The organism is Mesorhizobium escarrei (genome assembly GCF_935825525.1).
Classification (GTDB): Bacteria; Pseudomonadota; Alphaproteobacteria; order Rhizobiales; family Rhizobiaceae; genus Mesorhizobium; species Mesorhizobium escarrei.
Window position 1 is genome coordinate 132,585 of record NZ_CAKXZT010000101.1, and the last position, 21,694, is coordinate 154,278.

The window sequence follows — 21,694 nt, forward strand, 5'->3', positions numbered from 1 at the left end:
TTCATGTGCAAGAAGCTTCGCTTTCTTTCGTCCACCGCGCTCGTGCTTGTTCTCACGGTCTCAGCCCGTGCAGCAGGCTCCGGCATGCCTTGGGAACAGCCGCTGCAGCAGATCCTGGAGTCTGTACAGGGACCGGTCGCCAAGATTATCGCCGTGATCATCATCATCACCACGGGCTTAACCCTTGCCTTCGGTGACACCGCAGGCGGTTTCCGCCGGCTGATCCAGATCGTCTTCGGGCTGTCGATCGCCTTCGCGGCATCGAGCTTCTTTCTCTCCTTCTTCTCCTTTGGCGGCGGAGCACTCGTCTGATGGTCGCTGGAGAGCAGCATATTGAGGGCTTCGCGGTTCCCGTTCACCGGGCATTGACCGAAGCCATCCTGCTGGGCGGTGCACCGCGAGCGGTGGCGATCCTCAACGGCACTGTGGCCGCAGCTATCGGCCTCGGTTTGCAGCAGTGGATCGCTGGGCTGGTGCTGTGGATTGCCGGCCACACGCTGGCGGTCTTTGCCACAAGACGCGATCCAGACTTCGCCAGCGTGCTCGTTCGTCACCTTCGTCTGAAGGGATGGTTGGTATGCTGAACCTGTCAGAATACCGCAGCAAAGCCGACAAACTTGCCGACCATCTGCCTTGGGCAGCGCTCGTCGCGCCCAGCATCGTGCTCAATAAGGACGGCAGCTTTCAGCGGACCTTACGGTTCCGCGGGCCCGATCTCGAAAGCGCGACGGAAGCAGAACTTGTCGGCATCTGCGCCCGGGCAAACAACGCGTTGAGAAGGCTCGGCTCCGGCTGGGCATTGTTCTTCGAAGCCGAGCGCATAGAGGCTCTCGGCTATCCTAACTCAACCTTTCCCGACGCCGCGTCTTGGCTTGTCGATGAAGAACGACGCGCGGCCTTCGAGGGCAAGGTCGCGCATTACGAGAGCCGCTATCACCTGACTTTGCTGTTCATGCCGCCCCCGGACGCACGGGCGAGGGCTGAAAGCGCGCTCGTTGACGCACACCAATCTGGCGGCGGGAGAGACTGGCCCCAGGAGCTGGCGCGGTTTCGCGACGAGACCGACCGGGTCCTCGATCTTTTGTCCGGTTTCATGCCCGAGGTGCGCGTGCTCGACGATGCCGAGACCCTGACTTACCTGCACGGCACAATCTCGACCCGCCGCCATCCACTCGCTGTCCCGGAAACGCCGATGTATCTCGACGGCATCCTGGTCGACGCGCCGCTTACCGGCGGCTTGGAGCCGATGCTCGGCGAACACCATCTTCGCACCCTTACCGTCCTCGGATTCCCGAATCTCACCCGGCCCGGAATTCTCGACGCGTTGAATCATCAGGATTTCGCCTATCGCTGGGTGACGCGCTTCATCCCGCTCGACAAGACGGAAGCCACGAAGACGCTGACACGGTTGCGCCGCCAGTGGTTTGCCAAGCGCAAATCGATCGCGGCCATCCTGCGCGAGGTCGTGACCAACGAACCTTTCCCGCTGGTCGACAGCGATGCCGACAACAAGGCGCTCGATGCCGACGCAGCCCTTCAGGCGTTGGGCGGCGACCATGTCGGCTTCGGTTATCTCACCACAACGGTGACAGTGTGGGATGAGGACCATCAAGCCGCCGCGGAGAAACTTCGCGCGGTCGAGCGCATCATCAATGGGCTCGGCTTCACCACCATCCGCGAAGGCGTCAATGCGGTCGAGGCGTGGCTCGGCTCGCTGCCTGGTCATATCTATGCCAATGTTCGCCAGCCGCTCGTTCACACGTTGAACCTTGCGCATCTCATGCCGTTGTCCTCGGTCTGGGCAGGTCCTACAGCGAACGAGCATCTCGCCAAGGTCACCCAGCGAGAGGCCTCGCCACTTCTGTTCGCAGAGACCAACGGGTCGACACCATTCCGGCTATCCACCCATGTCGACGATGTCGGCCACATGCTGATCGTTGGCCCGACCGGCGCCGGCAAATCGGTGCTGCTTGCCCTGATTGCGCTGCAGTTCCGGCGCTATGCCGGCGCGCAGGTCTATGTCTTCGACAAAGGCAATTCGGCGCGCGCGGCAGTCCTTGCCACGGGTGGAGAACACCACGCGCTGGGTGCTGACGGTGCGCTCGCCTTCCAGCCCCTGCGCAATATCGGCGACCAGGCTGCCCGCAGTTGGGCAGCCGAGTGGATTGCCGGCCTCATTGCCCATGAGAATGTCACCGTCACGCCGGAGGTGAAGGAGGCAATCTGGTCGGCACTCACCAGCCTTGCCACCGCGCCGGCGCAGGAACGCACGCTGACCGGCCTTTCGGTCCTGCTTCAGTCCAACGGGCTGAAGTCCGCGTTGATGCCCTACACACTCGACGGTCCTTTCGGCCGCCTGCTCGACGCCGATGATGATCGGCTGGCCTTATCGAATGTGCAGTGTTTCGAGACGGAAGAGCTGATGCAGAGCCAAGGCGCTGTGCTGCCTGTGCTCACTTACGTGTTCCATCGTCTTGAAGAGCGGTTCGATGGACGGCCGACGCTGCTGATGCTCGACGAGGCTTGGGTCTATCTCGACAATCCGCTCTTTGCCGCCCGTATCCGCGAATGGCTGAAGGTGCTCCGAAAGCGGAATGTCTCGGTGATCTTCGCTACGCAATCGCTGGCTGATATCGCGGGCTCTTCAATCGCGCCGGCGATCATCGAGAGCTGCCCCCAGCGCATTTTCCTTCCCAATGATCGTGCTGTGGAACCGCAAGCGCGGGCAGCCTACGAGCGCTTCGGCTTAAACGAGCGGCAGATCGAATTGATCGCCCGCGCCACGCCGAAGCGCCACTACTATCTTCAGTCACGTAGCGGAAACCGTCTCTTCGAGCTCGGGCTTGGCCCCATCACTCTTGCGCTTTGCGGCGCTTCCGATCCGGCGACGCAGACCCTGATCGACAAAATCCAGTCCGAAGACGGGCAAGACAGCTTTGCCTCCCGCTTTCTGAGCGCGCGCGGCCTCGATTGGGCTGCCGAGCTTCTCCAGCAATTCCCTCAACCAGACATGGAGCAATCCTCATGATTGGACGCCGTCTTTTCACCAGCCTGATCACCGTTTCCCTGATCGCCAAGCCAATGGCCGACTATGTGCAGCCGGCCTACGCCCTTATCGTGTTCGATCCATCCAATTATGCGCAGAACGTGCTGACGGCGGCGCGCGCGCTGGAGCAGATCAACAACCAGATCCAGTCGCTGCAGAACCAGGCAACCATGCTGCAGAACATGGCGCGCAATCTTCAGCGTCTGGATTTCTCTTCCGTGGGCCAGCTCTCCGGTTCGCTCCATCGCATTGACGGTTTGATGGACCAGGCGAGTGGCCTCAGCTTTGATCTGGGCAAGCTTCAAGACCAGTGGCGCAGCCAATATCCGGAAAGCTACGAGGCCACGATCAAGGTCAGCGATGTGGCAACCGCAGCGCGCGAGCGCTGGCAGAGCGCCATGCAGGCGTTCCGCCAGACCATGCGGGTCCAGTCGCAGATCGTCGAGAACGTCCGCGCCGACGGCGACCTGCTTGCCGATCTCGTCAACCGCAGCCAAGGGGCAGCCGGTGCGCTTCAGGCAAGCCAGGCCACCAACCAGCTGATCGCGCTTTCGACCAAGCAGCAGATGCAGATCCAAACGCTGCTCGCGACTCAGTTTCGAGCTGAGGCCGAGGATGCCGCGCGCAAGGCGCAGTCCGAGGAAGCCGCCCGCGAGACGACCAAGCGCTTCCTGGGTACCGGCTCGGCCTATCCCGGCAATTGATCACCAACTCTGACGAGGAAGGCGGCGGCATGAACGACCTCGGCGTCATCGATCGCTTCATGGAGACCTTCATCCGCTACATTGACAGCGGGTTCGGTCTGCTTTCGGGCGACGTCGCCTTCCTCACTACCATCCTGATCGGCATCGACATCACGCTGGCCGGGCTGGCCTGGGCGCTCGGCGACGAGCCCAACATTCTCGGCCGGCTTACCCGCAAGGTGCTCTATGTCGGCGTCTTCGCCTTCATCTTGAATAATTTTAAGAACCTCGCCGACATCATCTATCGCTCCTTTGCCGGGCTCGGCATCAACGCGTCCTCCGGCAATCTCTCCCCAGACAATCTCCTGCGCCCTGGCCGCATCGCCGCGACCGGTTTCGAAGGCGCTTGGCCGCTGCTTGATCAGGCAAGTCAGCTGCTCGGCTTTCCAGAAATCTTCGGCAACGCGCTCACCATCTTCGTGCTGCTCATGGCCTGGTTCCTGGTGATCATCGCCTTCTTCATCCTTTCCATTCAGCTGTTCATCACAATCCTTGAGTTCAAGCTCACCACGCTTGCCGGCTTTGTTCTGGTTCCCTTCGCACTCTGGAATCGATCGGCGTTTCTGGCCGAGCGCGTGCTCGGCAATGTCATCTCTTCAGGCATCAAGGTGATGGTACTTGCCGTCATCGTCGGCATCGGCTCCACACTCTTCGGCGAGTTTGCTTCCGCGCTGCAAGGCAAGGAGCCGGACCTGGCCGCCGCCATGTCACAGGTGCTGGGCGCGCTGGCGCTGCTTGGGCTCGGCATCTTTGGGCCCGGCATCGCGTCGGGTCTAGTGTCCGGCGCGCCGCAGCTTGGCGCGGGCGCCGCCCTTGGCACGACTGCGGCGGCAACTGGTGCATCGCTCGTTGCCGGAGGCACGGCATTTGCTGGCGCGCGCATGGCAACCGGCGGCAGTCTCGCCGCAATTCGGGCCGGCACAACGATGGGATCGGCTGCTTTAACGGCCTGGCAGATCGGGCGAGCAACCTCGCCCCACACCGGCCTGTCCGGTGTGGCTGCTGGATTGCGGGGCGTGACCAGTGCCGCCGGCGGCGCCGCGATGCGAGCAGCAAGAGCTGCCGCGGGAACGTTCGGGCGCAGCGCCGATGCCGGCCGGGAAGCCGCATGGACCGCGACCGGTGGTGCGCCCACCGCGTCCATGACTGGAAACCCAACCGCTGCAGACCCTAATGCCGCTCCGACGTGGGCAAGGCGCTTGCGTTCCGAACAGACCGCCCGTGCCCACCGCCACGCCGCCATGCAGGCTGTCCGTGAAGGCGACAGCCCGGGAGGCAGCGCCAATCCCTCTCTCAACGACAAGGACGACTAGATGCTGTTCAAGCGACCCGTTCAACGTTACGGCAAGACACCCGAACCGATCACGCCGTATCAAAAGGCCGCCCAGCTATGGGACGAGCGCATCGGCTCATCTCGAGTACAGGCTAGGAATTGGCGGCTCATGGCCCTCGGCTGTCTGGCCTTGGCGACCGGGCTCTCTGGCGGACTCGTATGGCAGTCGATGCAGAGCCGTGTTGTGCCTTACGTCGTCGAGGTCGACCGCTTCGGCGAGGCACGCGCCGTCGCGCCGGCGATCCAAGACTACGAGCCCTCCGACGCCCAGATAGCCTGGCACCTCGGCCGCTTCATCCAGAATGTCCGTTCCGTCTCCACTGATCCGGTGCTGGTGCGGCAGAACTGGCTGGCGGCTTACGACTTTGCCACCGACCGTGCGGCACTCTTCCTCAATGAGTACGCCAAGGCGAACGATCCCTTCGGTCAGATCGGAACGCGCAGCGTGTCCGTCCAGGTGACCAGTGTGGTCAGGGCTTCCGACAGCTCGTTCCAGGTCAAATGGACTGAGCAGGTCTTTGAGCGCGGCAGCCTTGCCAGCACCACGCGCTGGACCGCGATCCTCACCATCGTGATCCGCCCGCCAAGCAATACGGATCAGCTGCGCAACAATCCGCTCGGTGTCTTCATCAACGCCATCGACTGGTCGCGCGAGCTCGACAGTGCCGCACCGACATCCGTTTCCCCGAAGGAGCCCGCCGATGACAAATAGAGCCCAATCGTTCCGTGCCGCGCTGATCCTATCCGCATCGGCAGCAGTTCTCTCGGCCTGCGCATCGAAGCCGGTGCCGCCTGAGATTTCGTATGATGCTGTCGACTTCAAAGCAGCGGCAATCGAGAAGGCGCCAGAGACACCGGTCAAGATAGTCGAGGTGCCAAAGCCGTTGCCGCTCCCCGGCCAGTTGCAGCCAGAACCGGGCAAAATCGCCGACGACAAGCGCTCTCCTGAAGAACGCGTCGCCGACGCCAACAAGGCGGCGACGCAGCAACCCACTCGCTACGGCTACGTCAATGCGGTGCAGGTCTATCCCTTCACCGATGGCGCGCTTTATCAGCTCTATGCCGCGCCGGAGCGCGTCACCGATATCGCCCTACAGCCGGGCGAGAAACTGACAGCCGTGTCGGCCGGCGACACGGTGCGCTGGGTCATCGGCGATACCGTCAGCGGCACTGGTGACGACCAGCGCACCCATGTGCTGGTAAAACCCTTCGCGCCGGGGCTTAGCACCAATCTGGTGATCACCACGGAACGACGCACCTACCACTTGCAGCTTCAAAGCACCGATAAGACCGCTATGGCGGCGATCTCCTGGACGTACAGCGAGGACCAGATCGTCGCGCTCCGCCAGCGCAACGCTCAGGCCGAGGCTACCATGCCGGTGGCGTCGAACGTGGCGCTCGAAAACATTCGCTTTCGCTACTCGATTAGGGGCGACACACCGCCCTGGAGACCGACGCGAGCCTTCGATGATGGCAGCAAGGTCTATATCGAGTTCCCGCGCCGCATAGATCAGGGAGAGGCCCCGCCACTCTTCATCGTCGGCTCTGACGGGGGCAACCAGCTCGTCAACTACCGCATGCGCGGCAACTACTACATTGTCGATCGGCTCTTCGCCGCGGCCGAACTACGCCTCGGCACCAAGCAGCAGCAAGTGGTGCGCATTACAAGGACGGACGGCCGGCAACCGCCGCGTCGCGTATCTCTCTTTGCGCGCTCCAGCAGGTGAGGAGAGGGGCCTTATGACCGACACTTCCCCATCCAATGCTCCGCCAAAACTCGATCCCGAGCAGCTGCAGTTACGGGCCTCGCCCCGCCGCGCCGTGCGGTTCAGGCGCGGCGTGATCATCGCCATCGCTGCCGTCGGGTCCGGTGCCATCCTGGGCGTCACGATGATGGCGCTGCAAGGACCGGCGCTTCGCTTCAAAGAACAGGCGGAAGATCTCTACAACACTGACCGCAAGCCAACCCCTGAAGGACTTGAAACACTTCCCAAGGACTATTCCGGAGTGAAGCCGAACCCTCCTGTGCTTGGACCACCGCTGCCGGGCGACCTCGGTCGCCCCATCCTTGAGCGGCGGCGCCAGCTCGGCATCGCGCCAGGGCAGGACAACTCCGCCGAGGAGCAGCGCGTTGCCCAGCAGGCGATTGAGGCGCGCGAATCACAAGTCTTCTTCCGCATTGAAAATCAACCCAAGGAGGCGGGCATCGGCGGTAATGCGAAAAGTGCTCAGCAGCCGTTCGGGGCGCCTCCGCAATCTGATGCCGCTCGGCCGTCAGATTCCGTTGCCCCGGCTGAGGGCGATCAGAACAATCAACAACGCAAGCTCGATTTTGTCAGCCAGCGCAACACCAGCGGGATCTACAACCCGCATGCATTGCAGACGCCAGCTTCGCCAAATCAGCTCATGGCCGGCAGCGTGATCGCCGCAAGTCTCATCACCGGCATAAATTCCGACTTGCCCGGGTTTGTCGTCGCGCAGGTCACCGAGAACGTGCACGACACGCTCACCGGCAGCATCCTGCTTATCCCGCAAGGCTCGCGGCTGATCGGGACCTATGACAGCGTCGTCGCTTTTGGGCAAAAACGGGCGCTTCTGGTTTGGCAGCGAATAATACTGCCAGACGGTTCTTCGATCGAAATCGACAATCTGCCGGCGACAGACACTGCCGGCTATGCCGGGCTCGAGGACAAGATCGATTTCCACACCTGGCAGCTGATCAAGGGAGTCGCGCTGGCCACATTGCTGGGCGTCGGCACCGAGTTAAGTTTTGGAGAAAACGAAAGCGATCTGGTCAAAGCGATCCGGGAATCCACTCAGCAGAACGTCAGTCAAGCCGGCCAGCGCATCACCGAGAAGAACCTCAATGTTCAGCCCACCATCACCATCCGCCCAGGTTGGCCACTGCGCGTCATCGTGCACAAGGATCTGGTGCTACGGCCATACGCGAGTTGAGCGGGAGTGAATATGGCCAACTTGAAACTTGGAAAGCTTCCAGACCGAACACCTTCGAAGATTACCATCACCGTCAGCGCGGAGTTGGGCCAAGCACTCAAGGAGTATGCTGCCCTTTATCGTCAGACCTATGGCGAGTCTGAAACGGTGGCGGAACTCATCCCTTTCATGCTGGCGGGGTTTCTGGAAGGCGACCGAGCGTTTGCCAAGGCCAGAAAAGAAGGTTTGCCGACGTCCAGCATGCCGGAGAAGTCGCGGCGTCTGGCAGGCTCAGATTCCGAGTAACCGAGGCAATGAGTGAACCGCCCGCATACGAGCCTCGATGGGCTAACTCCGCTTGAATATGTAACCCGATCCGTCAAGGATCACACGTGAATCCGTCAAGGATCACACGTGAACAGGCTCACTCACAAATGGAGGTAAACAGGGGAGCACGTCACCGCGACCGCACTCTTTGGCTCAAACTGCAACCGAGTGCCTGGCCCTTCCGCTTTGGAAATATTTGTCGAACCTGGCCGCGATGCTTCGAACGAATGGGCGACTTTCAGCCGGCACGACGAAACGGTCGCCATCCAGTTCAAGCAATCGAACGGGATCGTGGAGGGCCATGGTACTCGACTCAAGAAGGAGCTTCTGGCCGGCTTTGCCGAAGCGTTCCACCAGATCGACTGCCGAGAAGGCGAAATCACACATCAGCCTCTCGATGATCCAGCCGCGAACGCGGTCGTCGTCGGAAAGCGCGATACCGCGGACAACCGCCAGCCCGCCATGCGCAACCATACTTCCGTACTCGGCGGTTGAAATATTGTTCTGCACGTAGCCCTGGCGAAAACGGCCGATGGACGAAGGGCCAAGCCCGATCAGTGTCTCGCAGCGATCCTCCGTGTAGCCTTGAAAGTTGCGATGCAAAGCCCCTGCCCGGGCCGCGATCGCCAAGGCATCGCCTGGCTTGGCGAAATGATCGAGCCCTATTGCTTCATATCCCTTGTCCACAATCGCTCGCGCAGCGAGTTGCGATTGCGCCAACCGCTCCGTGGGGCCAGGCAGCCACGCCTCTTTGATCATCGTCTGATGCTTCTTGAACCAGGGCACATGCGCGTAGCCGAACAGCGCCATCCTGTCCGGTTCCAGGGTCAGCGCCTGCGCTACGGTGGAACAGACGCTCTCCCTGCTCTGGTGCGGCAATCCGTAGAGCAGGTCCAGATTGATGGAACCGACGCGGCGGGAGCGAACTCCGTCGACGATAGCCTTCGTTTGCAAAAAGCTTTGCTCGCGGTTGATTGCCTTTTGCACATTTGGCTCGAAATCCTGGACTCCGAGACTCGCCCTGGTCATGCCGATTTCGGCCAGCGCATCAAGGCGGGCCTCATCCATGTCGTTTGGATCGATCTCGACGCTGATTTTTGTATCCGGGACAAAATCGAAGCTGTTCCGCAAAAACGCGCCGAGCGCCACCATGTCCTCGGGCTTCAGCATGGTGGGCGAACCGCCGCCGAAGTGGACTGCGCGGACATGGCCCTTGCCGCTGACGAGACCCCCCACGGTCGCGATCTCCGCGTGTAACGAGCGCAGATAGGCCGTCACCGGCTCATAGTAGCGCGTCTGCTTGGTATGACACGCACAGAACCAGCAGAGTCTGTCGCAATAGGGTATGTGCAGATAGAGCGAGATCTCGCAGCCACTTTCGAGCCCCTCCAGCCAGCCACGATAAACCGCAGGATCGACGCCCGCGTGGAAATGCGGTGCAGTCGGATAACTGGTATAGCGCGGGACGTTCTCGCCAACCCGGGCAGCTAATTCGGACTGCATGTCGTGGTCCAACCATGTTTGCATCGCTGGAACTCTGGGCTTATTGGCGAGCCAAAGCCCTGATTTCGGTCAATCAGCAACTCGGACAAACTGCCGCAAGGATTTTTCTACCCTAGATTGGTATCCTGCCGGCACTTGGGATCGGGTTGAGCGAGCGCATGTCAGTACGGCGACACATTCACACTTCCGGTATTCCCGTTCTTTGCGTCCATTGCGAAGCACGGCATCGCGGCGTCTGCGGTGCGCTTGATCCAGACAATTTGGTTGGGCTCGCCAAGACTTGCTCGCGGCGCCAGATCGAGTCAGGAGTGGAACTGATCGGCGACGCACAGGCGGTCGACAGCTATTCGAACCTGCTTTCAGGCGTGGTAAAGCTGACAAAGAGCCTTTCCGATGGTCGCCAGCAGATCGTCGGTCTCCAGTTTGCACCGCATTTTCTGGGACGTCCTTTTAAGGTGGAAAGCTCGATCAATGCGGAAGCGGTGACAGCTGTCACGCTGTGCTCGTTTCCAAGGGCAGCCGTCGAACGGATGATGAAGGGGTCGCCGGAATTCGAGCATCGCCTGCTCAAGCAGACGCTGAATGAACTCGATGAAGCACGCGAGTGGCTGGTGACGTTGGGGCGCAAGACCGCATCGGAAAAGGTGGCGAGTTTTCTCCTCATGATCGCTCGGAATATCGATTCCAGTGTTGACCCGGTAGCCAGGTCAGCGTCCTTCGATCTGCCGCTGACGCGTGCCGAGATCTCTGATTTTCTTGGAATTACGAACGAGACTGTGAGCCGGCAGCTGACGCAATTGCGGGCTGACGGCGTGATCCGGATCGAGAACACACGCCATGTGATGGTGGACAGCATGAGCCGGCTGCGCTCGATGGCGATGCCGAGCCTGAGCCAGAAGACCGACAGCCTGGACAGGTTGTAGAGGCCGTTCGGCGAAGAGAAGGGGCAGGCCGTTGTCGCTCCTGATGGCGGAAGGCAGGCCGCGTTCCCTGAACAGGCGGATGGCGGCCTCGATGACCGGTCCTTCCTTCTTCGATTCGAGCGCTTCGCAGGGGAGCAGGTAGCGCGAGGCCGGGTCGGTGACCGTCACAATAACGACCATCGCCCGCCGGAACTCCCCTTAGAAGTCCGTGCACCACAACGCGTTGGTGATAGTTGCGTGCCGAAGCGCTGCCGCTGACGGGAGCGCTTTACAGGCCGTGACGATCGAGCACGGCATGCACCGGGCTCTTCGAGGGTATGCGGACATCGCCGGCGAGCCTCCTGATCAGGAGCTCCCTAATCTTCCTGGCGCCCAGTGCGGCTTGTCCTTCTTGGTTGCGACGATCGTCAGCTCGATCTGGTCGGGCAGCTGGTTGGCGTAGCGCACCGGCCGCCGCGAAGGTCAACCTAGCTGTCGAAAAATCGTGCGGCCCCTGACATGGATCAGGGCGAGCAGGCGGCGGCTGCGCAATTGATGCACAGCGGATTTGGCGTCCGCCGGATTCGAGATCGGGATTTGCGATGAAATTCGGCACAGAGATCGTGCTTCTAAGCCTGTTCGCTTTTGCGGCCCTGGTGGCTGCCGGTTTCGGCGTAGATGAACCTTTCCGCCAGCATATGTGGGTGTTGTTCTTCGCCGTAGCTGGTTTCACCGCGATCCTGTTGCGCAATACGGAGTTCAAGCCTGCAGTTCCGATAGACCCCGCCGCTTTTATGGACGGTCCAATCCGTTACGGGGCCGTGGCGACGGTGTTTTGGGGCGTCGTAGGCATGCTGGTTGGTGTGGTCATCGCGCTGCAGCTTGCCTATCCCGATCTCAGCGTCGAGCCCTGGTTCAACTTTGGCCGCTTGCGGCCGTTGCATACATCCGGCGTGGTTTTTGCCTTCGGCGGCAATGCGCTGCTTTGCACGTCCCTTTATGTCGTACAGCGCACCTGCCGCGCCCGGCTGTTCGGCGGCAATCTCGCCTGGTTCGTGTTCTGGGGCTATCAGCTGTTCATCGTCATGGCTGCGACGGGCTACCTGCTCGGCATCACCGAAAGCCGCGAATACGCCGAGCCCGAATGGTATGTGGATCTTTGGCTGACAATGGTCTGGGTCGCCTACCTCGTCCTGTTCCTCGGTACCATCCTGAAGCGCAGGGAACCGCACATCTACGTCGCCAACTGGTTCTACTTGTCCTTCATCGTGACCATCGCGATGCTGCATGTGATCAACAACCTGTCGATGCCAGTCTCGTTCGTAGGTTCAAAAAGCTATTCAGCCTTCTCCGGCGTCCAGGACGCCTTGACGCAGTGGTGGTACGGCCACAATGCCGTAGGCTTCTTTCTCACCGCCGGCTTCCTTGGCATGATGTACTATTTCGTGCCCAAGCAGGCGAACCGGCCAGTCTATTCCTACCGGCTGTCGATCATCCACTTCTGGGCGCTGATCTTTCTCTACATCTGGGCCGGCCCGCACCACCTCCACTATACCGCCTTGCCCGACTGGGCGCAGACGCTCGGCATGGCGTTCTCGATCATGCTTTGGATGCCCTCCTGGGGCGGCATGATCAACGGCCTGATGACGCTGTCCGGCGCTTGGGACAAGCTGCGGACGGACCCGATCATCCGCATGATGGTCATGGCCATAGCCTTCTATGGCATGTCCACTTTCGAAGGCCCGATGATGTCAATCAAGGCTGTCAATTCGCTGTCGCACTACACCGACTGGACCATCGGCCACGTGCATTCCGGCGCGCTCGGTTGGGTCGGCATGATTTCGTTTGGCGCGATCTATTTCATGGTGCCGAAGTTGTGGAACCGCGAGCGGCTCTATTCGCTGCGGCTCGTCAACTGGCACTTCTGGCTGGCAACGCTCGGGATCGTCGTCTACGCCGCGGTGATGTGGGTCTCCGGCGTTATGCAGGGCCTGATGTGGCGCGAATACGACGAGCAGGGCTTTCTGGTCTTCTCCTTCGCCGAAACTGTCGCCGCCATGCATCTCTACTATATCATGCGTGCCATCGGCGGCGCGATGTACCTGTCCGGCGCCCTGATCATGGCATGGAACGTCACCATGACAATCCTCGGCTACCAGCGCGAGGAGAAACCGATGCCGCGTCCCATCGCCGCCGTCCGACCTGCGCGATCAGGAGCCAGAAAATGGGCTTGATGGACAAACACGCCGTCATCGAGAAGAACGCCACGCTTCTTCTCGTCGGCTCCCTTCTGGTGGTGACGATCGGCGGCATCGTCGAGATCGCGCCGCTCTTCTATCTCGACAATACGATCGAGAAGGTCGAAGGCATGCGGCCCTATTCGCCGCTCGAACTCGCCGGCCGCAACATCTATGTGCGCGAGGGCTGCTACCTCTGCCACAGCCAGATGATCAGGCCGTTCCGCGATGAGGTCGAGCGCTATGGGCACTACAGTCTGGCGGCCGAGTCGATGTACGACCACCCGTTTCAGTGGGGATCGAAACGCACAGGACCGGATCTCGCGCGGGTGGGCGACCGTTATTCGAATGAATGGCACGTTCAGCACCTTGTGGATCCGCGCTCGGTGGTGCCGGAATCGATAATGCCGAGCTACGCGTTCCTGAAGGAAATGCCGATTGAGGTGAAGGACTTCTCGACGCACCTGATCGCGAACAGCCGTGTGGGCGTGCCCTACTCCGACGACATGATCGCGAGCGCGAATGCCGATCTCATGGCGCAGGCAGATCCCAACATCGACCCATCCGGTCTTGAAGCGCGGTATCCAAAGGCCAAGCTCGGTGACTTCGATGGCAATCCGCAACAGGTCAGCGAGATGGACGCGCTGGTCGCTTACCTCCAGATGCTTGGCACTCTGGTCGATTTCAAAAACTACGACGAAGCCGCCGGTTACCGCTGAGGAGAATGGTGATGACCTACAACTTCATGCGGGCGTTTGCCGACACTTGGGGCCTGCTCGCTATGGCGCTGTTCTTCGTCGGATGCATCACCTTTGCGCTCCGTCCCGGCAGCAGGACGCGAGCCGACGAAGCTGCTCAAATCCCTCTCAAGGACGACTGATCATGAGCGGTGAGCACATTGACGAAGTCTCCGACGTCTCGACCACCGGCCATGAATGGGACGGGATCAAGGAGCTCAACAATCCGCTCCCGCGCTGGTGGGTGATCACCTTCTACGTCACCATAGTCTGGGCGATCGGCTACACCATCGCTTATCCCGCATGGCCTATGCTAAGCTCCGCCACCCGAGGCGTGCTCGTCTATTCCAGCCGCAACGATGTCAAGAATGAGCTGGCAGCGGCCGAGGTCGCCAAGGGCAAGTATGTTGCCGCCCTTCAGGCGAAGACTGTCTCCGAGATTGCCGCCGACGATGTTTTGCGCGGATTCGCTATCGCGGCCGGTGGCGCCGCCTTCAAGGTCAATTGCGTTCAGTGCCATGGCTCCGGCGCCCAGGGTTCGAAGGGCTTTCCCAACCTGAATGATGACGACTGGCTGTGGGGCGGCAAGGCCGAGCAGATCCAGCAGACAATCACGCACGGCATCCGCTTTGCCTCCGACTCCGACACGCGCCTGTCGGAAATGCCCGCCTTTGGTGACATCATTACGCCCGAGCAGATTAGACAGGTCAGCGCTTATGTCTCGAGTCTCTCCGGCGCTGTTGGCGATCAAGCATTGGTCATACCCGGCGCCAATGTTTTCGCCGAGAATTGTGCCGCCTGTCATGGTGATAAGGCAAAGGGGAACACGGAGCTTGGCGCACCCGACCTGACCGACGCGATCTGGCTCTACGGGGCGGGCGAGACGGCTATCGCCGCGCAGGTTCGCGCGCCAAAGCAAGGCGTCATGCCGGCCTGGGGTGGGCGTCTCGGCGAGGTCACGGTCAAGGAACTTGCGGTCTATGTCCATTCGCTTGGCGGCGGAGAATAGGAACGGAAGCCTATTCTCGGCCCTCCCCCTGCCAAGCGACGAGGCCCGGCGCGAGCCGGGCCTCGACACCATTCCGACTGCGACCTGAATCAACACGGGCGGACCGCCTACGGCGAGGCTGTTCCACGGGCGGCCCTGACATCGGCAGCGGGACTGGAGATGCTACGTGCGTGATAAAACGCAGACAGAACCGCCCGAAGCAGAAGCGATCGACTCCCCCAACACCCGTGAGCCGCTTTATGCTCCACGCAAGAAGGTTTTCCCCAAGCGAATCTCGGGTAATTTCCGTAGCTTCAAATGGCTGGTGATGGCGATCTCGCTGGCGATCTACTATCTGACGCCCTGGCTGCGCTGGGACCGAGGTCCGTTTGCACCGGACCAGGCCGTGCTGATCGATCTTGCCAACCGCCGCTTCTATTTCTTCTTCATCGAGATTTGGCCGCAGGAATTCTACTATGTGGCCGGCCTTCTCGTTATGGCCGGCATCGGCCTTTTCCTGATCACATCCACCGTTGGCAGAGCCTGGTGCGGCTATACCTGCCCGCAGACGGTATGGGTCGATCTGTTTCTAGTTGTAGAGCGTGCGATCGAGGGAGATCGCAATGCTCGCATAAAGCTCGACGCGGGATCCTGGACTGCGCGCAAGCTTGTGCTGCGTGTATCGAGACACGCCATCTGGCTGGCCATAGCGGCAGCGACCGGCGGCGCCTGGATCTTCTATTTCGCCGATGCGCCATCTCTGATTGACGAGGTCTTCGCTGGCACCGCTGCGCCGGTCGCCTACATCACCATCGGCGTGCTGACGGCAACCACCTACACATTCGGTGGACTGATGCGCGAGCAGGTCTGCACCTACATGTGCCCGTGGCCGCGCATCCAGGCGGCCATGCTCGACGAGAATTCGCTCACTGTGACCTACAATGACTGGCGCGGGGAACCCCGTTCGCGCCATGCCAAGAAGGCTCTTGCCGCAGGGCAGCCGGTTGGAGACTGCGTTGATTGCAATGCCTGTGTCGCGGTCTGTCCGATGGGGATCGACATCCGCGACGGCCAGCAGCTCGAATGCATCACCTGCGCGCTCTGCATCGACGCCTGTGACGGCGTAATGAACAAACTCGGCAAGGAGCGCGGGCTGATCTCGTATGCGACGCTGTCCGATTACAACGCCAACATGGCGGCGGCGACCGCAGGCGGCGCTTGCTCGGTGAATCCGTCGCTGGTGCGGACAGACGGCAGCGCTTTCTCCAACAGGTTAGCCCATTTCCATGTCCGCAAGATCTTTCGACCGCGCACCTTCGTCTACATGAGTGCGTGGTCGGCGGTCGGTCTCGCCTTACTCTACTCGCTGCTGACGCGCGATCGGCTCGAGGTCAACGTTCTGCACGACCGCAATCCGCAGTTCGTCACGCTGTCCGATGGTTCGATCCGCAATGGTTACACCGTCAAGCTGCTCAACATGATCCCAGAGCCAAGAACGATTGTCGTCACCATGCAGGGCCTGGCGGATGCCGAGATGAGCGTCGTCGGGATCGACATGCCTGCGGATCGCTCCCTCTCCGTTCCGGTCGAACCGGACCGGCTGAAAATGCTGAAGATTTTCGTCAGCCAGCCGGCGGAACAGATCAATGCCCAAGCCCAGACGTTCAAGTTCCGGGTCGAGGACAAGGCGAGCTTCGAGTCGGACGAATACACGGCCACGTTCAACGCACCGGAGATCGTTAGATGAGCGTCAATGCACGAAGGCCCCCCGAATTCACCGGCAGGCATATGTTGCGTATCATCCTTAGCTTTTTCGGCGTGATCGTTGGTGTGAACCTGACCATGGCAACACTCGCCAGCACAAGCTGGACGGGTCTTGTCGTCGAAAATACTTATGTCGCGAGCCAGCAGTTCAACCGGATGGCCGAGGAAGGGCGCGCGCAGGCCGCACTCGGCTGGACCGGCAAACTGACCATCGCACGGGGCGAGGTCCGCTACGGCCTCAGCGAGGCCGCCGGCAAAGCGGTCCAGTTGCACGGCGTCAGGCTCCTGTTCCGTCATCCCGCCTACGAGGCCGAGGACAAAGCCGTCATGCTTGCGCCTGCCGCGAGCCAGGAATTTGCCGCCCAGCATACGCCAAGGGACGGGGTCTGGATCGTCCAAGTCGACGCCGATGTTGGTCTCGCAGAACCCTATCGCGACGTCCGTCGAATTATAATTTCCCATGGAGCGTTACAATGAGCTGTTGTGCACCGGGCGCCGAAACGGCGCTGGATCTGGAAAGCAGCATATCCGTCCTGCCATCAAGCCAGGAGGTCAGGCTGGCGAGCCGCTCGCTTGGCGGCGATCTGCACCAAACCGATCTCTCGGTCCCGACGGTGCATTGCGCAGCCTGCATCCAGAGTATCGAGAGGGCGCTTGGAAAACTCGATCGCGTCGAGGGTGTACGTGTCAACCTGTCGACGAAACGGGTTGCGATCCGGTGGCGCGGAAATGAGGTTCCACCGTTTGTCGCCGCGCTTGGACGGCTGGGATACGACGCGCATTTGTTCGAGCCCGAGACAGGGGAGAAGGACAAGACGCTATCGGAGCTGATCCGGGCCGTGGGGGTTGCCGGCTTTGCAGCGGGCAACATCATGCTGCTTTCAATGTCGGTCTGGTCCGGCGCTGAAGGTGCGACCCGCGACCTGTTCCACTGGGTCTCGGCACTGATCGCCATCCCCGCGCTCGCCTTCGCTGGTGGCATCTACTTCCGCTCGGCATGGAACGCATTGCGTCACGGCCGCATGAACATGGATGTGCCGATTGCGGTTGGTGTCTCGCTCGCCTACGCGATGAGCCTTTACGAAACCATCAACCATGGCGACCACGCTTACTTCGATGCATCGGTATCGCTGCTGTTCTTCCTGCTGATCGGCCGCACGCTTGATCACGTGATGCGCGAGCGTGCCCGGACCGCGGTGAACGGTCTGTCACGGCTGGCGGCGCGCGGCGCCATAGTATTGCGCGACGATGGCACGCGCGACTACCGGCCGGTTGGCGAGATCGAACCAGGCATGCAGTTGCTGATCGCTGCCGGCGAACGGATTCCCGTCGACGGCAAGGTCATTCGAGGCTCTTCGGATCTCGACTGTTCACTGGTTTCCGGTGAGAGCACACCCAGAACAGTGGCGACAGGGGAAACCGTGCAGGCCGGCACGCACAATCTCACCGGCCCACTGACGGTCGAGGCGACAGCCGCCGCAAAAGACTCCTTCCTGGCCGAAATGGTCCGGCTGATGGAAGCCGCCGAGGGCGGTCGCGCGCATTATCGCAGGCTCGCCGACCGCGTTTCAGCGCTCTATGCTCCAGTGGTTCATCTGACCGCCTTCCTGACGTTCCTTGGCTGGATGGCGGCGACGGGCGATTGGCACCGGGCAGTAACAAACGCAATCGCCGTTCTCATCATCACCTGCCCATGTGCGCTCGGTCTCGCGGTGCCGATCGTGCAGGTGGTCGCTGCGAAGCGTCTGTTCGAAAGCGGTGTCATGGTCAAGGATGGTTCGGCCATGGAGCGCCTGGCGGCGATCGACACGGCGGTGTTCGACAAGACAGGAACGCTTACGCTCGGACAGCCTCGGCTCGTCAATGCGTCGTCAGTCGATCCGGCCATGCTGGCAATCGCTGCCGAGATGGCCGCGCACTCCCGTCACCCGCATTCAAACGCCATTGCCACCTTTGCCGGTTTCGCCGGTCAGCCAAAGCTCGAAGCTGTCAGCGAACACCCCGGATTCGGCATCGAAGCCACCGCGAGGGGAAGCACCTGGCGACTGGGGCGGCGCGGTTGGGCTGGATGGAAGGCCCGAACCGGTGGGGAAAGCAGATACGGCGGAACGGTTCTGACCAAAGACGGGATCATCGTGGCGTCCTTTGTCTTCAAGGACGCGCTGCGTCCGGACGCCAGGGCGGCCATCGAGCAATTGAACAACGCCCGAGTTTCCGTGGAAATGCTGTCGGGCGATACCGGGGCTGCCTGCGGCGAGGTCGCGACGACGTTGGGGATACATCACTTTGTTCCGGCGCTGCTTCCTTCGGGCAAGGTCAAGTATATTGAAAGCCTGGCGAAGGACGGCCACAAGGTGCTCATGGTTGGCGACGGCCTCAACGACACCCCTGCGCTGGGCGCGGCACATGTCTCGATCGCTCCAGCCACGGCGGCCGATGTCGGCCGCAAAGCTGCGGATTTCGTTTTCCTGCACGAAAGCCTTTCGGCCGTCTCCCTTGCGCTCGACGTTTCGCGAAAGGCCGGACAACTGATCCGGCAAAACATCGCCATCGCGATTGTCTACAACGCCATTGCCGTCCCGATCGCCATTTTGGGGCAGGTAACACCATTGATTGCGGCAATCGCGATGTCGGCCTCATCACTGCTTGTCATTGGCAATGCGTCGAGGCTGCAAGGTTTTGTGCCAGACGTGCCAAGGAGAACTGCTCCGCCTGATAGCCGCTCCCACACCGGCACATTGACGCAACCCTCATGACAATCCTGGTCTATCTCATACCGGTGGCTCTGTTGTTGGGCGGGCTTGGACTGTCTGGCTTCCTGTGGGCCTTGAGGAGTGGTCAATACGAGGATCTCGACGGAGCCGCCGAGCGTATCCTCATTGACCGGGACGAGAGGCCGGAACGCTGATTCCGTCACTCGAGGGCCTGCGTCGCCCGCGATGCAAGCGGCTGATGCCACGAAGTACCTCCCACGGCCGGACGAGCGCTGGCGATGTACGTGTTCCAAGTGCAACGGAGCGGATAGACCGGCGGCGCGGGTTTGTCGTGTCTGGCTGACCCAGATCAGTGCTGTCTCCTCATCGCCCTGATTTCAATGGACGAGTCTTTTAAAGGGGAGAACGCATGTCTAGCCGGACGGAAGCTGAGCGGCATCAGGTGCTGGCCGTGTTCGCCGGGGGCGCCGGCTTTGTCGAAGCCGTGAGCAGGCCGGCGCACGTCATTGCAGGAGCCGATGCGTTCGAATGAGCGAGTTCAAGCCAGTTCGGTTCGTTGATGTCGCGCTAGAGGGGCAATTCTGGCGCGAGCGGCTGGAGACGGTGCTGACACGGACTATCCCCAGCCAGCACGTCCAGCTTGGCAAGCAAGGTGTATTGCTGTCCCTCACACTGCCGAACCAGTCGCTGCCACTGAGCGTCCCAGGCAACGAGCACGATTCCGGGCAGGTGTTCTGGGATTCCGACGCCGGCAAGTGGATAGAAGCAGCATCCTACGCGCTGTCACACAGGCGTGATCCCGACATCGAGGCATGGATCGAAAACATTGTCGACGATCTCGAAAAGGCGCAGGCTCCCGACGGTTATCTGAACTGCTGGTACCTGCAGCGCGAGCCCGACAAGCGCTGGACCAACCTGCGCGACAATCACGAACTCTACAATCTTGGACATCTGCTCGAGGGCGGGATCGCCTACTTCCTCGCGACGGGCCGGCGCCGGCTCCTGGACATCCTTGAGCGGTATGTTGACCATGTGTGCAAGACATTCGGCCCGAACCCCGGCCAGAAGCGCGGCTATTGCGGCCATCAGGAAATCGAGCTGGCCCTCGTTAAGCTCTATCGCTTGACTGGAGACAGAATGCATCTCGACCTCGCGGCCTATTTCATGAATGAGCGCGGGCGTCAGCCGCACTACTTCGATCAGGAAGCGGTCGCGCGCGGGGAGCACCCCAGGGATTTCAGGGCGAAAAGATATGAGTACAACCAGTCGCACAGGCCGGTGCGCGAGCAAACTAAGGTGGTCGGACATGCGGTCCGAGCGATGTACATGCTTTCTGCCATGGCCGACCTCGCGGCGGAACTGAATGACGACAGCCTCAAGAAAGCATGCGAGGTGCTCTGGGCCGACGTCATCTCCTCGAAAATCTACATCACGTCCGGCTTGGGTCCGGCTGCCGCGAATGAAGGCTTTACTGAGGATCACGACCTGCCGAACGATACGGCGTATGCGGAGACCTGCGCCTCGGTAGGCCTGATCTTCTGGGCACATCGCATGCTGCATCTCGAACTCGACGGCCGATACGCCGACGTTCTGGAACAGGCGTTGTTCAACGGCGCGCTGACCGGCCTTTCGCGCGATGGCGAGCGCTATTTCTACTCCAATCCGCTCGAGAGCGATGGGCGAAGCAGCAGATGGGCCTGGCACTCATGCCCATGCTGCACGATGAATTCGTCTCGTCTGATTGCTTCGATCGGAGGCTATTTCGTCTCGGCCAGTGAAAACGCAATCGCCTTCCATCTCTACGGCGGCGTTTCGACGAACATCCAACTCGCTACGGGCAATGTGTTCCTGCGGGAAACCAGCGCCTATCCATTTTTCGGCTCGATCAGGATCGAGGTCAGCCCTGACGCGCCGGCCGAGTTCACTATCAATCTCCGCATTCCCGGTTGGGCTCATGAAGCCGAAGCTTCGGTCGGGGGATGTGCAGTCGACGTGACGGCATGCACCAGAAATGGCTATCTTGCGATCTCGCGGCTATGGAATGCCGGAGACACCATCGCCCTCGAGCTACCGATTTCTCCCGAGCGCATCTATGCTCATCCCTCGGTCAAGCAGGACATCGGCCGGGTGGCGCTCAAGCGCGGGCCGTTGGTTTATTGCGTTGAAGAGGTCGACAATCCCGGGGGGGCGGTGCAGCAGCTCAAACTACCGCGAGACGCCAGGATCGAAACGGTGGAACGGGGCGATCTCTTCGATGGCGTGGTCACGCTGACCGCCTCCGCAGAGCGTATCGAAGACCAAGAGTGGGGAGACAGCCTATACAGGAATGCGCCCCCGATCGTTTCGGGCTGCCGGCTAACCGCTCTGCCATATTATCTCTGGAACAATCGGGCGAAAGGCTCGATGCAAGTGTGGCTGCTGGAAAGCTGAATTCAGCGCTGTCGCCGTATGGGAGGCCACTTCTCA

21 protein-coding genes and 1 pseudogene are annotated in these 21,694 nt (G+C 61.1%); 20 read left to right on the top strand and 2 right to left on the bottom strand.

Features of this window, described 5'->3' with window-relative positions:
* Positions 1–3 precede the first annotated feature (3 nt).
* The 9 genes from NMG80_RS06990 to NMG80_RS07030 are packed head-to-tail and all read left to right on the top strand — an operon-like array spanning position 4 to position 8,362.
* Positions 4–312, top strand: a complete 309-nt coding sequence (locus NMG80_RS06990) for a TrbC/VirB2 family type IV secretion system protein (RefSeq protein ID WP_008871922.1) — start codon at positions 4–6, stop codon at positions 310–312.
* Positions 312–584, top strand: coding sequence for a VirB3 family type IV secretion system protein (locus NMG80_RS06995; protein ID WP_254017442.1), 273 nt, complete (start codon positions 312–314; stop codon positions 582–584). Before NMG80_RS06990 ends, NMG80_RS06995 begins: the two co-directional genes overlap by 1 nt.
* On the top strand, positions 578–3,028 hold the full coding sequence (gene trbE, locus NMG80_RS07000; protein ID WP_254017443.1) for a conjugal transfer protein TrbE: 2,451 nt from the start codon (positions 578–580) through the stop codon (positions 3,026–3,028). The genes NMG80_RS06995 and trbE overlap by 7 nt, the downstream gene beginning before the upstream one ends.
* Positions 3,025–3,750, top strand: a complete 726-nt coding sequence (gene trbJ, locus NMG80_RS07005) for a P-type conjugative transfer protein TrbJ (protein WP_077376367.1) — start codon at positions 3,025–3,027, stop codon at positions 3,748–3,750. The genes trbE and trbJ overlap by 4 nt, the downstream gene beginning before the upstream one ends.
* Before the next feature lie 29 nt (positions 3,751–3,779).
* Entirely contained in the window at positions 3,780–5,102 is a 1,323-nt protein-coding gene (trbL, locus tag NMG80_RS07010; RefSeq protein ID WP_254017444.1) for a P-type conjugative transfer protein TrbL, read from the top strand.
* A complete protein-coding gene (gene trbF / locus NMG80_RS07015) occupies positions 5,103–5,834 on the top strand; it encodes a conjugal transfer protein TrbF (RefSeq protein WP_254017445.1) in 732 nt (243 codons plus the stop codon).
* Entirely contained in the window at positions 5,824–6,849 is a 1,026-nt protein-coding gene (trbG, locus tag NMG80_RS07020; protein WP_254017446.1) for a P-type conjugative transfer protein TrbG, read from the top strand. The genes trbF and trbG overlap by 11 nt, the downstream gene beginning before the upstream one ends.
* 13 nt (positions 6,850–6,862) lie before the next feature.
* Positions 6,863–8,077 (top strand): TraB/TrbI/VirB10 family type IV secretion system protein, encoded by a 1,215-nt coding sequence (locus NMG80_RS07025; RefSeq protein WP_254017447.1) that lies wholly within the window; start codon positions 6,863–6,865, stop codon positions 8,075–8,077.
* A 12-nt stretch (positions 8,078–8,089) separates the two neighbouring features.
* Positions 8,090–8,362, top strand: coding sequence for a DUF2274 domain-containing protein (locus tag NMG80_RS07030; protein ID WP_077376452.1), 273 nt, complete (start codon positions 8,090–8,092; stop codon positions 8,360–8,362).
* Positions 8,363–8,536: 174 nt separating this feature from the next.
* Here NMG80_RS07030 and hemN read toward each other — a convergent pair whose 3' ends face one another.
* Positions 8,537–9,886 carry an oxygen-independent coproporphyrinogen III oxidase gene (gene hemN / locus NMG80_RS07035; RefSeq protein WP_254017448.1) on the bottom strand — a complete coding sequence of 450 codons (1,350 nt, stop codon included), beginning with the start codon at positions 9,884–9,886 and terminating at the stop codon, positions 8,537–8,539.
* 158 nt (positions 9,887–10,044) lie between these two features.
* Here hemN and NMG80_RS07040 point away from each other — a divergent pair, with 158 nt between their 5' ends.
* Positions 10,045–10,809 (top strand): Crp/Fnr family transcriptional regulator, encoded by a 765-nt coding sequence (locus NMG80_RS07040; protein WP_077376458.1) that lies wholly within the window; start codon positions 10,045–10,047, stop codon positions 10,807–10,809.
* Here NMG80_RS07040 and NMG80_RS37765 read toward each other — a convergent pair.
* Positions 10,746–11,268 (bottom strand): annotated as a pseudogene (locus NMG80_RS37765) (transposase family protein); the annotation flags it as partial. The gene NMG80_RS07040 and the pseudogene NMG80_RS37765 sit on opposite strands and share 64 nt — an antisense overlap.
* Before the next feature lie 122 nt (positions 11,269–11,390).
* On the opposite strand from NMG80_RS37765, the gene ccoN reads away from it, so the two are divergent.
* The 10 genes from ccoN (at position 11,391) to NMG80_RS07085 (ending at position 21,658) form a co-directional block, all read left to right on the top strand.
* Entirely contained in the window at positions 11,391–13,022 is a 1,632-nt protein-coding gene (gene ccoN, locus NMG80_RS07045) for a cytochrome-c oxidase, cbb3-type subunit I (protein ID WP_008871934.1), read from the top strand.
* Positions 13,013–13,744: a cytochrome-c oxidase, cbb3-type subunit II gene (gene ccoO / locus NMG80_RS07050; protein ID WP_123149133.1), complete on the top strand. Its 732-nt coding sequence runs from the start codon at positions 13,013–13,015 to the stop codon at positions 13,742–13,744. The genes ccoN and ccoO overlap by 10 nt, the downstream gene beginning before the upstream one ends.
* 11 nt (positions 13,745–13,755) lie before the next feature.
* Positions 13,756–13,905: a CcoQ/FixQ family Cbb3-type cytochrome c oxidase assembly chaperone gene (locus NMG80_RS07055; RefSeq protein WP_040591650.1), complete on the top strand. Its 150-nt coding sequence runs from the start codon at positions 13,756–13,758 to the stop codon at positions 13,903–13,905.
* A gap of 2 nt (positions 13,906–13,907) precedes the next feature.
* On the top strand, positions 13,908–14,771 hold the full coding sequence (gene ccoP, locus NMG80_RS07060; protein WP_008871936.1) for a cytochrome-c oxidase, cbb3-type subunit III: 864 nt from the start codon (positions 13,908–13,910) through the stop codon (positions 14,769–14,771).
* A gap of 166 nt (positions 14,772–14,937) precedes the next feature.
* Positions 14,938–16,497, top strand: coding sequence for a cytochrome c oxidase accessory protein CcoG (gene ccoG / locus NMG80_RS07065; protein WP_008871937.1), 1,560 nt, complete (start codon positions 14,938–14,940; stop codon positions 16,495–16,497).
* Complete coding sequence (locus NMG80_RS07070) at positions 16,494–16,991, top strand: FixH family protein (RefSeq protein ID WP_008871938.1); 498 nt, start codon at positions 16,494–16,496, stop codon at positions 16,989–16,991. Before ccoG ends, NMG80_RS07070 begins: the two co-directional genes overlap by 4 nt.
* Positions 16,988–19,270: a cation-translocating P-type ATPase gene (locus NMG80_RS07075; protein ID WP_008871939.1), complete on the top strand. Its 2,283-nt coding sequence runs from the start codon at positions 16,988–16,990 to the stop codon at positions 19,268–19,270. The genes NMG80_RS07070 and NMG80_RS07075 overlap by 4 nt, the downstream gene beginning before the upstream one ends.
* The gene (ccoS, locus tag NMG80_RS07080; protein WP_008871940.1) at positions 19,267–19,422 is read left to right on the top strand and encodes a cbb3-type cytochrome oxidase assembly protein CcoS; all 156 of its coding nucleotides are present in this window, start codon (positions 19,267–19,269) and stop codon (positions 19,420–19,422) included. The genes NMG80_RS07075 and ccoS overlap by 4 nt, the downstream gene beginning before the upstream one ends.
* A 215-nt stretch (positions 19,423–19,637) precedes the next feature.
* Positions 19,638–19,760 carry a hypothetical protein gene (locus NMG80_RS37000; RefSeq protein ID WP_280113298.1) on the top strand — a complete coding sequence of 41 codons (123 nt, stop codon included), beginning with the start codon at positions 19,638–19,640 and terminating at the stop codon, positions 19,758–19,760.
* On the top strand, positions 19,757–21,658 hold the full coding sequence (locus NMG80_RS07085) for a glycoside hydrolase family 127 protein (RefSeq protein WP_254017449.1): 1,902 nt from the start codon (positions 19,757–19,759) through the stop codon (positions 21,656–21,658). The genes NMG80_RS37000 and NMG80_RS07085 overlap by 4 nt, the downstream gene beginning before the upstream one ends.
* Positions 21,659–21,694: the final 36 nt, after the last annotated feature.

What these genes read in the sequence shown, in the direction of transcription:
- ccoP (WP_008871936.1), top strand. Translation starts at nt 13,908, where the DNA reads ATGAGCGGTGAGCACATTGACGAAGTCTCCGACGTCTCGACCACCGGC.
- trbL (WP_254017444.1), top strand. Translation starts at nt 3,780, where the DNA reads ATGAACGACCTCGGCGTCATCGATCGCTTCATGGAGACCTTCATCCGC.
- NMG80_RS07055 (WP_040591650.1), top strand. Translation starts at nt 13,756, where the DNA reads ATGACCTACAACTTCATGCGGGCGTTTGCCGACACTTGGGGCCTGCTC.
- trbE (WP_254017443.1), top strand. Translation starts at nt 578, where the DNA reads ATGCTGAACCTGTCAGAATACCGCAGCAAAGCCGACAAACTTGCCGAC.
- trbJ (WP_077376367.1), top strand. Translation starts at nt 3,025, where the DNA reads ATGATTGGACGCCGTCTTTTCACCAGCCTGATCACCGTTTCCCTGATC.
- hemN (WP_254017448.1), bottom strand. Translation starts at nt 9,886, where the DNA reads ATGCAGTCCGAATTAGCTGCCCGGGTTGGCGAGAACGTCCCGCGCTAT.
- trbF (WP_254017445.1), top strand. Translation starts at nt 5,103, where the DNA reads ATGCTGTTCAAGCGACCCGTTCAACGTTACGGCAAGACACCCGAACCG.
- NMG80_RS07085 (WP_254017449.1), top strand. Translation starts at nt 19,757, where the DNA reads ATGAGCGAGTTCAAGCCAGTTCGGTTCGTTGATGTCGCGCTAGAGGGG.
- ccoO (WP_123149133.1), top strand. Translation starts at nt 13,013, where the DNA reads ATGGGCTTGATGGACAAACACGCCGTCATCGAGAAGAACGCCACGCTT.
- NMG80_RS07030 (WP_077376452.1), top strand. Translation starts at nt 8,090, where the DNA reads ATGGCCAACTTGAAACTTGGAAAGCTTCCAGACCGAACACCTTCGAAG.
- NMG80_RS37000 (WP_280113298.1), top strand. Translation starts at nt 19,638, where the DNA reads ATGTCTAGCCGGACGGAAGCTGAGCGGCATCAGGTGCTGGCCGTGTTC.
- NMG80_RS06995 (WP_254017442.1), top strand. Translation starts at nt 312, where the DNA reads ATGGTCGCTGGAGAGCAGCATATTGAGGGCTTCGCGGTTCCCGTTCAC.
- NMG80_RS07040 (WP_077376458.1), top strand. Translation starts at nt 10,045, where the DNA reads ATGTCAGTACGGCGACACATTCACACTTCCGGTATTCCCGTTCTTTGC.
- ccoS (WP_008871940.1), top strand. Translation starts at nt 19,267, where the DNA reads ATGACAATCCTGGTCTATCTCATACCGGTGGCTCTGTTGTTGGGCGGG.
- trbG (WP_254017446.1), top strand. Translation starts at nt 5,824, where the DNA reads ATGACAAATAGAGCCCAATCGTTCCGTGCCGCGCTGATCCTATCCGCA.
- ccoN (WP_008871934.1), top strand. Translation starts at nt 11,391, where the DNA reads ATGAAATTCGGCACAGAGATCGTGCTTCTAAGCCTGTTCGCTTTTGCG.
- NMG80_RS07025 (WP_254017447.1), top strand. Translation starts at nt 6,863, where the DNA reads ATGACCGACACTTCCCCATCCAATGCTCCGCCAAAACTCGATCCCGAG.
- NMG80_RS07075 (WP_008871939.1), top strand. Translation starts at nt 16,988, where the DNA reads ATGAGCTGTTGTGCACCGGGCGCCGAAACGGCGCTGGATCTGGAAAGC.
- NMG80_RS07070 (WP_008871938.1), top strand. Translation starts at nt 16,494, where the DNA reads ATGAGCGTCAATGCACGAAGGCCCCCCGAATTCACCGGCAGGCATATG.
- NMG80_RS06990 (WP_008871922.1), top strand. Translation starts at nt 4, where the DNA reads ATGTGCAAGAAGCTTCGCTTTCTTTCGTCCACCGCGCTCGTGCTTGTT.